Source organism: Bradyrhizobium sp. SHOUNA76, from assembly GCF_023006445.1.
Lineage (GTDB): Bacteria > Pseudomonadota > Alphaproteobacteria > Rhizobiales > Xanthobacteraceae > Bradyrhizobium.
The window spans coordinates 1-7,660 of sequence record NZ_JALBHA010000319.1 but is presented as its reverse complement, the minus strand read 5'-3'; the positions used below and the strand labels follow the sequence as shown (position 1 = coordinate 7,660).

The 7,660-nt window shown below is 64.2% G+C and carries 10 protein-coding genes; all 10 read right to left on the bottom strand.

All coding sequences use genetic code 11. The features are described 5' to 3' along the window. Window positions 1-858 (bottom strand): FHIPEP family type III secretion protein (locus tag MOV74_RS25870; RefSeq protein ID WP_246929187.1); only part of this gene is annotated, 858 nt, incomplete at its 3' end. A gap of 78 nt (window positions 859-936) precedes the next feature. Continuing rightward, a complete protein-coding gene (fliQ, locus tag MOV74_RS25865) occupies window positions 937-1,203 on the bottom strand; it encodes a flagellar biosynthesis protein FliQ (RefSeq protein WP_246929186.1) in 267 nt (88 codons plus the stop codon). Continuing rightward, the gene (gene flgD, locus MOV74_RS25860; protein ID WP_246929185.1) at window positions 1,200-1,619 is read right to left on the bottom strand and encodes a flagellar hook assembly protein FlgD; all 420 of its coding nucleotides are present in this window, start codon (window positions 1,617-1,619) and stop codon (window positions 1,200-1,202) included. The genes fliQ and flgD overlap by 4 nt, the downstream gene beginning before the upstream one ends. 16 nt (window positions 1,620-1,635) lie before the next feature. Beyond that, a complete protein-coding gene (flbT, locus tag MOV74_RS25855; RefSeq protein ID WP_246929184.1) occupies window positions 1,636-2,046 on the bottom strand; it encodes a flagellar biosynthesis repressor FlbT in 411 nt (136 codons plus the stop codon). Beyond that, window positions 2,046-2,390: a flagellar biosynthesis regulator FlaF gene (gene flaF, locus MOV74_RS25850; protein ID WP_246929183.1), complete on the bottom strand. Its 345-nt coding sequence runs from the start codon at window positions 2,388-2,390 to the stop codon at window positions 2,046-2,048. Before flaF ends, flbT begins: the two co-directional genes overlap by 1 nt. A 56-nt stretch (window positions 2,391-2,446) precedes the next feature. Further along, a complete protein-coding gene (locus tag MOV74_RS25845; protein WP_246929182.1) occupies window positions 2,447-3,493 on the bottom strand; it encodes a flagellar hook-associated family protein in 1,047 nt (348 codons plus the stop codon). 3 nt (window positions 3,494-3,496) lie between these two features. Next, window positions 3,497-4,975, bottom strand: coding sequence for a flagellar hook-associated protein FlgK (gene flgK / locus MOV74_RS25840; protein ID WP_246929181.1), 1,479 nt, complete (start codon window positions 4,973-4,975; stop codon window positions 3,497-3,499). Between the two features lie 34 nt (window positions 4,976-5,009). Then, the gene (locus MOV74_RS25835; RefSeq protein WP_246929180.1) at window positions 5,010-6,239 is read right to left on the bottom strand and encodes a flagellar hook protein FlgE; all 1,230 of its coding nucleotides are present in this window, start codon (window positions 6,237-6,239) and stop codon (window positions 5,010-5,012) included. A gap of 120 nt (window positions 6,240-6,359) precedes the next feature. Then, entirely contained in the window at window positions 6,360-6,941 is a 582-nt protein-coding gene (locus tag MOV74_RS25830; protein ID WP_246929179.1) for a transglycosylase SLT domain-containing protein, read from the bottom strand. Next, a partial coding sequence (locus MOV74_RS25825; RefSeq protein ID WP_246929178.1) for a flagellar hook-length control protein FliK occupies window positions 6,892-7,660 on the bottom strand: 769 nt, incomplete at its 5' end. The genes MOV74_RS25830 and MOV74_RS25825, both read right to left, overlap by 50 nt.

Sequence of the window (7,660 nt, the reverse complement as noted above, 5' to 3'; positions counted from 1 at the left end):
CGGATAGCCGCCGAGCTGCCGCAGCACCGCCTGCTCCGCCGACCCCCTGGTGCCGCCCTTGGAGACCAGAAGGCCCGCCGACAGCGACACGATCAGCGCCGGCATCTGGGACACCAGACCGTCGCCGACGGAAAGCTTGGTGTAGACGTCGGCGGCGCGCGACAGCGTCAACCCGTGATGCGTGACGCCGATGATGATGCCGCCGAAGATGTTGATCGCGGTGATGAGCAGGCCGGCGATGGCATCGCCACGGACGAATTTCGAGGCGCCGTCCATGGCGCCGAAGAACGCGCTCTCCTCTTCGAGCTCGCGGCGCCGGCGCTGGGCCTCCTTGTCGTCGATCAGGCCGGCGGACAGATCCGCGTCGATCGCCATCTGCTTGCCGGGAATGGCGTCCAAGGTGAAACGGGCGCCGACTTCGGCGATGCGCGTCGCACCCTTGGTGATCACGACGAAATTCACCGTGACGAGAATGGCGAAGATGATCAGGCCGATGACGAAGTCGCCGCCCATGACGAACTTGGAGAAGCCGGCGACGACGTGGCCGGCGGCCTGCTCACCCTCCCCGCCGCGCGACAGGATCAGACGGGTGGTCGCGACGTTCAGCGCCAGGCGCAGGATGGTCGCGATCAGCAGCACGGTCGGGAAAGCCGAGAAGTCGAGCGGTCGCTGGATCCACAGCGCGACCATCAGGATCAGCGCCGACAGCGCGATCGAGAACGCAAGACCGAGATCGATCAGGATGGGCGGGATCGGCAGAAACAGGATCGTGAGCATGGCCACGATGCCGCCGGCGAAGAAAGCGTCGGCCCCCAATCGTCGTGGGGTCGGCAGGCTAGCAGCTAACGTATCGGCCATGGGTCACCGGCAGAGGGGTCCGGTTCGCAATCTGCCGCGCAAAGCTTACGCGGGGGTGGTGGCCGAGGCTCGCGCGGATCAGAAGCCGCGCTCGATATGCGAATAAACCATCTCGGTGAATGTGGAGAGATGGGCGCCGATGAAGGAGCCGGAGACGGCAACGACCAGCAGAATGACGATGATCTTCGGAACGAAGGTCAGCGTCACCTCCTGGATCTGGGTCAGGGCCTGGATCAGCGCGATGACGGTGCCGACCAGCATCGCGGCACCGACCGCGGGTCCGGAGGCGACGATGATGGTCCAGATCGCCGCCTGGACGATATCGAGAGCGTCCCGTTCGTTCATGACTGGCTGATCGTAAGCCCGGGCCCGACCGCGACCTTAGTGCCGTCCTGAAGGGTCGCGATGGAGCCGTCGCTGTTGATGGCGACCGAAACGACCTTGCCGCTGAAGCTGGCGCCGGTGGAGTCGGTGAAGCTGACCGTCTTCCCGATCAGGCCGTTGGCCTGCGACAACGACTGCGACGACAGCAGCGCGTCCAGCTTCGAATTGGTCTGCATCGCCTGCTCGACCGTCGAGAGCTGGGCGAACTGGCTCATATATTGCGAGGTGTCCATCGGATTGGTCGGATCCTGGTTCTTCATCTCGGCGACGAGAAGCTGAAGAAACGTATTGTAGTCGACGCCGTTGCTCGACGTCGTCGTGGTGGGGCCGGCCGAATTGGACTTGCCGGTCGCGTCGGTCGCGCTGGGGACGTTCATGTAACTCTCTCCGCTGTCAGGCAGCCTCGAATGGGGAATGGGTCGCGGCGCCGGCCAGGATCGCCTGTTCCACCGGGAACAGGGCCCGGATCCGCTTGAGCGCCTCGAAGTAGCGGGTCGCCTCGACCAGTTCGTCGACCGCGCCAAGTCCGTCCAGCATCTCGCGGCTCTCGCACACGGCGCACAGGGCCGCGTGATGCTGCGCGTAAAGCGCCGCGGCATCGCGGATGTCGGTCGGGTTCATCAGCATGAGCTGGACGATGAAGTAGAGCTGCCGCAGCGCCGTGGTGGCGTCGGAGGCCTGCATCACCTGCCCTTCGAGCAGGAACATCACGTCGTTGACGAGCTCGACGGAGACCTTGCGGTCCACGCGAAGCACAGCACCGTTGATGTAGATCCGTTCGCCCGCCCGCAAGGAGACTTTCATCAAAGAGCGTCTCGGATCAGGCGGTTGATTTCGATCAGCTGCATCACGTCGTTCGATCGCTCCTCGCGAAGGCGGTCGGCTTCCTTGACGACCCACAGGCCGATCGAGATGATGTCGGCGCGCAGCTTCTCCGGCAGCCCGTTCTCCGGGTGCGAGAGATCCTCGATGAAGATGGTCCACAGCCGCCGCACATAGAGCAGGCTCTCTACCAGATCCTCGAGGCTGAAGAGGCCCTTCTGGAGACGTTCGAGCCGGTCGATGCCGAGGCTGAGCGCCTGCCGCTCGCGGCCCCGCGCCTCGTAACCACTCTCGTCGACGACGGATTCATAGGCTTCAAACGTCATCAGAACCACTCTGCGCAGGAGACCGAATAACAGGACAAAGGTTGCGAGCCCCGACTTTAGAGATAGTTGATGAGGCTGATCTGCTGCAGCTGCGAGGTCAGCGCGAGCGCCGTCTTGATCTGGGTCTGCAAGGTGTTGACGCGGACCGAGGCCTCGGTCGGATCGACCGCCTCCAGCTTCACGATCTGGTTGTTGAGGATGTCCTTCTGGATCTTCAGCTTCTCGGATGCGCCGGTGACCCGCTGCTGGATCGAGCCGACGGTACCGCCGAGCACGGCGAGATCGTTGATCGCGCCGCTGACGAGGCCGATGGCCTTGTCGACGACGACCTGAAACGTGTCCTTGCTCAGGCTGGTGTTACCGAGGTCGGTGAGCATGGTGTAGGCCTCGGCCAGCTTGCGGAAGCCGGGCTGGTTGGCGCTGACGGAGCTGTCGACCACCTCGGTCGTGGAGATGCGGCTCGACAGCGTCTGGTCCGTGGCCGCCGACCAGTTTGTGTTCCAGGCCGGGCTTGCAAACTCAGGGTCGAGCGTATTGTTGAGGAAGTTCTGCATCTGCGCCGGCGTGATCGTGCCGACGCCGGCCGCAGACTGCGAGAAGCCGAACGTTGCCAGGAAGTCCGCATCGACCTTGTTCTTGCTGGCCGAGCCGGCCGTGTAGTTCGTGACCGGCACGGTCTGCGTATTGATGCCGCCGAACAGATATGAGCCATTGTAGGAGACGTTGAGCGCTCCGATGAGGTCCTGAAGGTTGGCGGACGCACTCGGGAGGATGATCTTCGCGCCGCTGTCGGCGTCGCGGGCCGCGATCAGGTTCTTGAGGAATTCCGAGGCGGTCGTGCCGAGCTGCGTGATCCGGTTCTGGGTCACGTCGAGGCGTCCCGAAACCAGCTCGTTGGTGTCGACCAGCTGATCGGCGAAGTTGAAATCGGCCCGCAGCGCCACGTCGCGGCCCGTCCCTGTGCCGAGTTCGAGGCCGATATCGGCGAAACGGCCGGTGGTCGCTTCCTTCGAGGCCTTGGTCAGCGCAGCCTGGTTGTTCGTGATCGACGACCTCAACGACGACGACAGCATCAGGGTCGAGATGTAGTTGGCGCTCATCATGACTTAATTCCCCACGGCAGCCAGCAGGCTCTGCAACATCTCGTCGACGGTCGAGATGATCTTCGACGACGCCGAATAGGTGCGCTCGACCTGGAGCATCAGCGACATCTCGTCGTCCATGTTGACGCCGGCGACGTTGGACAGTGCCGCGGTGCTGCGGTCGAGCAGCGTGTTCTGGTACTGCACGTTGTCGTCGGCAGTCTTGCGATGGCTTTCGATCCAGCTCGCCGAGGACGAGGCGAACTCGATCACGCTGCCGCTCGGCTTGCCTTGAGCCGTGACGTCGAACGGCTGCGGTGCGTTCATGTTGTTGATGAGCTGCTGGAGCCGCGTCGAGAAGCCGGCGTTGCCGGTCGTGTTGTAATTACACGCTGGAACGCCGCTGATCGCACCGTCGCGCAGCAGGTTCGGGTTTCCGCCCGCGGCCGGATCGACCGAGGCGGCAACCGCGATCGTACCGGCGAGGCCGACCGAGATCGTGGCGCTCGCGGGCATCCCCGGCGCGCCGGGATAGGTGAACAGGCCGGGCCTGTCCGCCAGCGTCGGGACAGTTGACTGGTCGCTTTCCTTGAAGGCATCGATCAGGCCGCGCGCGATTTCGTCGAGCTGGCCCTGATACGTGACCGTGTCCTTGTCGCGCAGCTGGGCAAGGCCGGCGAGCTTGCCGGACTTGAGCGGCATGACGGAATTCGCCCCGGTCACCGGCACGCCGTCGATGAAGACGGCATTGCCCGTGGTGCCGGCGGTGTAGGCGTTGGTCGGCGCAAAGCTCACTGTCCGCGCGGTCTTGTCGAACAGTACGACACCGCTGTCGGCATAGAGCGCCGCATCGCCATTGGGACGGAGCGACATGGTGACGCCGACTTCCTGCGACAGCCTTGAGACGATGCTGTCGCGCTGGTCGAGATAGTCGGTGACGTCGTCGCCGGTAATCGTGCCCTTCACGATTGCCGTATTGACGGTCTGGAACTGGGTCAGCAGCTGATTAATGTTGGCGACCGACGTCGCCATGTCGACGTCAGCTCCCTCGCGGACCGACTGCACGGTCTTGGTGGCCTGGTTGAGTGCGGTCACCATGTCCTTGGCGGACGTCACGGCGGCCTGAGCCAGGGTCGCATTGTCGGTGGAGTTGGCGTATTGCTGCAGCGCCTGCTTGAGCTTGTTGAGCTGGGCGGTGGGCGACTGTTCGAGTTCGGGATCGTCCACCGTCGCGGCCGCGATCTTCTGCAGACCGTCATAGATCACGCTCTGCTTGGCGGACGACGAGGTCGCGATCAGGACGTTGCTGTAGAGGCCGGAAGAGGCCGCGCGCTGGATCGCCGCGACATAGACGCCGGTGCCGGGGAAATTGTCCAGCATGGTGAGCTTGCGCGAATAGCCGGGGGCGCTGGCCCCGGCGATGTTGCGCGAGATCGTCGCCGACTGGATGCCCGACGCCATGAGCGAGGAGCGGGCGGAGTTGAGAGCGGCGGTAATGGACATGACGTGCTCTTGCCCGAAACGAGCGCTGAAGAGTTCAGCGCTTCAGGTTGACGACGACGTCCAGCAGGTCGGCGCCGGTCTGGAACGATTTCGAGTTCGCGGTGAAGCCGCGTTGGGCCTCGATCATCGAGGTCAGTTCGTCCGCGAGATCGACGTTGGAATCTTCCAGTGCGCCGGATTTGACGGTGCCGAGACCTCCCTGGCCGGCGAGGCCGACCTGCACGTTTCCGGACTCCAAATTGGGCGAATAGACGTTGCCGACTTCGGGCGTCAGATGGTCCGGGCTCGGCACGGTGGCGAGCGCGATCTGAAAGCTCGGCAACGTGGTGCCGTTCTTGAGCACGGCGGTGACGATGCCCTTGTCGTCGATGTTCACCTTCTCGACGGCGGACGGAGCGTTGCCGTCGACCGTCGCCTTGAAGTCGAAGGCGGCGGCGACCTGGGTCATCGCCGAGAGATCGATTTTGAAGGCTGCTGAACCGCCAGGGATCGCGACCGAGAGCGCCGTCGGGCTCGCCGCGGCCAACTTGCCCTTGCCGACCGCGGTGACGTCGAAGGTGAACGTGGTCGTGGGGCCGGCCGTCGTCAGTGCTGTTGCACCGTTGTAGACCTGGATGTCCCAGGTATTGGCGCCGGTCTTGGCGGCGTAGACGTCGAGCGTCACGGCTTTGCCGATGTTGTCGTAGGTCACCATCGACGTCTTCGACGTGTAGTTGGCGGGCCCTGCCGGCGCTGCGATCGCCGTTGCGCTCGGATCGAGATTGGCGGCCACGGTCGCCTTGGTCGACGGCGCAGCTTGGAGCGCCATCTGGTTGACGTTGATGACCTGAAGACCGCCGAAGCCGTTGGCGGCGACGGTGGGCGCGGCGCCGTTCGCGATATTGTAGCCCATCAGCTGGAAGCCGGCTGTATTGACGAGGTTGCCGGTGTTGTCGGGCACGAACGCGCCGGCGCGGGTCAGGAAGTCGTTTCCGTTGGCGTCCTGCACCACGAAGAATCCGTTGCCCTGGACCGCAAGATCCGTCGTCGACGTCGTGAAGTGGTAGTTGCCGGCGTCGGAGATGGCATAGCGGACCGTGGTCTCGACCGCGCCCGAGTCGTAGTTGCCGGAGCCGCTCTTCAGGATCAGCGAGGAGAACTCCGTCGAAGCCCGCTTGTAGCCAGTCGTGTTGACGTTAGCGATGTTGTCCGAGACCGTCGACAGCTTGTTGGACTGCGCGTTCATTCCGGAAACGCCGGTGCGCATAACACCATACAGGCTCATGAAGTGGGCTCCTTTGGTAGGTTGCAGCTACAATGGGGGTTCTTGCTTGCGCGGGGCTGATGATTGGGAGCGATGCACAACTTGTCGTCGTCCCGTCAGTTGTCGCTTCAGCTCATAACATCAGGTTGCTTTGGGCTGACAGAACGAGCGCGCCTTGTCGGTCCACGCGCCGAAGCCGCTCGATACGAGATGAGCGACGATGTGACAGACGTAGCGCTTCTGCGCCGGCTGGTTATTGGGACCGGCATTGTAGCGCGCGACCGCCATGGTCCAGCTGCCCTCGCGCTGCTTCAGTTCCTTCAGGAAGCGCGCCGCATAGTCGACGTTTCTGGCGGGATCGAACATCGCACGTACCGAAACGAACTTATCACCGTGATAATAGTGGTTGATCTGCATGCAACCGAGGTCGATCAACTTGATCCCCTTGGCCCGCATCGCCTCGAAATTCGCCATTGCGTCGTCGATGCCCTTGGCGAACACGGTCTGGCCGTCGGCCCCGAGCGCGAAAGGATGCAGCGCGCCGCGCCGCCCGGTCTCGGTGAGGCCGACCGCATAGAGAATGCCGAGCGGAATTCCATGCTGCTGGGCCGCGCGCGCCATCTCGCGCTCGCACGGGCGCGCGTTGTCAGTCGCTGCTGCCACGGTGCCAGCGTTACAGATAAACAGGGCCGCGACGATTCTGCTGGCCCATGTCCTGGTCATGACGCGTCTCCTGATTGGACTCGCGCTCCTGCCGGGCCTGTCTGGCGCCGCCGTCGGACTGCCCCGACGACGTGCCGGCGCCGCCAAACGTGCCCTGCGACTGCGAGGAGGGTTGTTGCTGGCCCGAGAGCTGCGGCTGCGACTGGCCGGAGCCGCTCTGGAATCCGTCCATCGAGCCGTGCTGGACGGGCGCGACGTCGGCGACATAGCCCGCCGACTGCATGAGATCGCGGATCTGATCGCGCTGCTGGTCCAGCATCTGACTGGTGTCCTTGCGCTCGGCCGCAAGATGAACGGACACTTCAGTGCCGACGAGACGAAGGCGCACGGTGACGTTACCGAGCGCGGGCGGCTCGAGATTGATGGTCAGGATCTTGAGCGGCTGATCCGGGGCGTTGGTCTGGGACGCTGCGAGATCGGGTGCTGCGGCCGCGGCAGGGCTTGCGGTGTCGTTCAGCTCGGCGACGACCGCGTTGGCGACCTGTTGCGGGGCGTTGAACTGCGCCGGCGGCAGATGGGTCTCCTGCTGGATCACGATGACCTTGGTCGTCTCGGGCAGCGCGTCACGCCCCGAGGCCTTGGCAGCGCGCTCGACATTGGCCGTGACCGTCTCGAAGCCTGATGTCGCGGGCATTGCGTTCGATGGCTCACCGCCTTGCGTCGGTGTCGATTGCGGCGCGGTGATCGCTGGCGAAGCCGCTCCCTGCGAGCGCGCGGCG

What these genes read in the sequence shown, in the direction of transcription:
- flbT (WP_246929184.1), bottom strand. Translation starts at nt 2,046, where the DNA reads ATGAAAGTCTCCTTGCGGGCGGGCGAACGGATCTACATCAACGGTGCT.
- MOV74_RS25830 (WP_246929179.1), bottom strand. Translation starts at nt 6,941, where the DNA reads ATGACCAGGACATGGGCCAGCAGAATCGTCGCGGCCCTGTTTATCTGT.
- flgK (WP_246929181.1), bottom strand. Translation starts at nt 4,975, where the DNA reads ATGTCCATTACCGCCGCTCTCAACTCCGCCCGCTCCTCGCTCATGGCG.
- MOV74_RS25845 (WP_246929182.1), bottom strand. Translation starts at nt 3,493, where the DNA reads ATGATGAGCGCCAACTACATCTCGACCCTGATGCTGTCGTCGTCGTTG.
- fliQ (WP_246929186.1), bottom strand. Translation starts at nt 1,203, where the DNA reads ATGAACGAACGGGACGCTCTCGATATCGTCCAGGCGGCGATCTGGACC.
- flgD (WP_246929185.1), bottom strand. Translation starts at nt 1,619, where the DNA reads ATGAACGTCCCCAGCGCGACCGACGCGACCGGCAAGTCCAATTCGGCC.
- MOV74_RS25835 (WP_246929180.1), bottom strand. Translation starts at nt 6,239, where the DNA reads ATGAGCCTGTATGGTGTTATGCGCACCGGCGTTTCCGGAATGAACGCG.
- flaF (WP_246929183.1), bottom strand. Translation starts at nt 2,390, where the DNA reads ATGACGTTTGAAGCCTATGAATCCGTCGTCGACGAGAGTGGTTACGAG.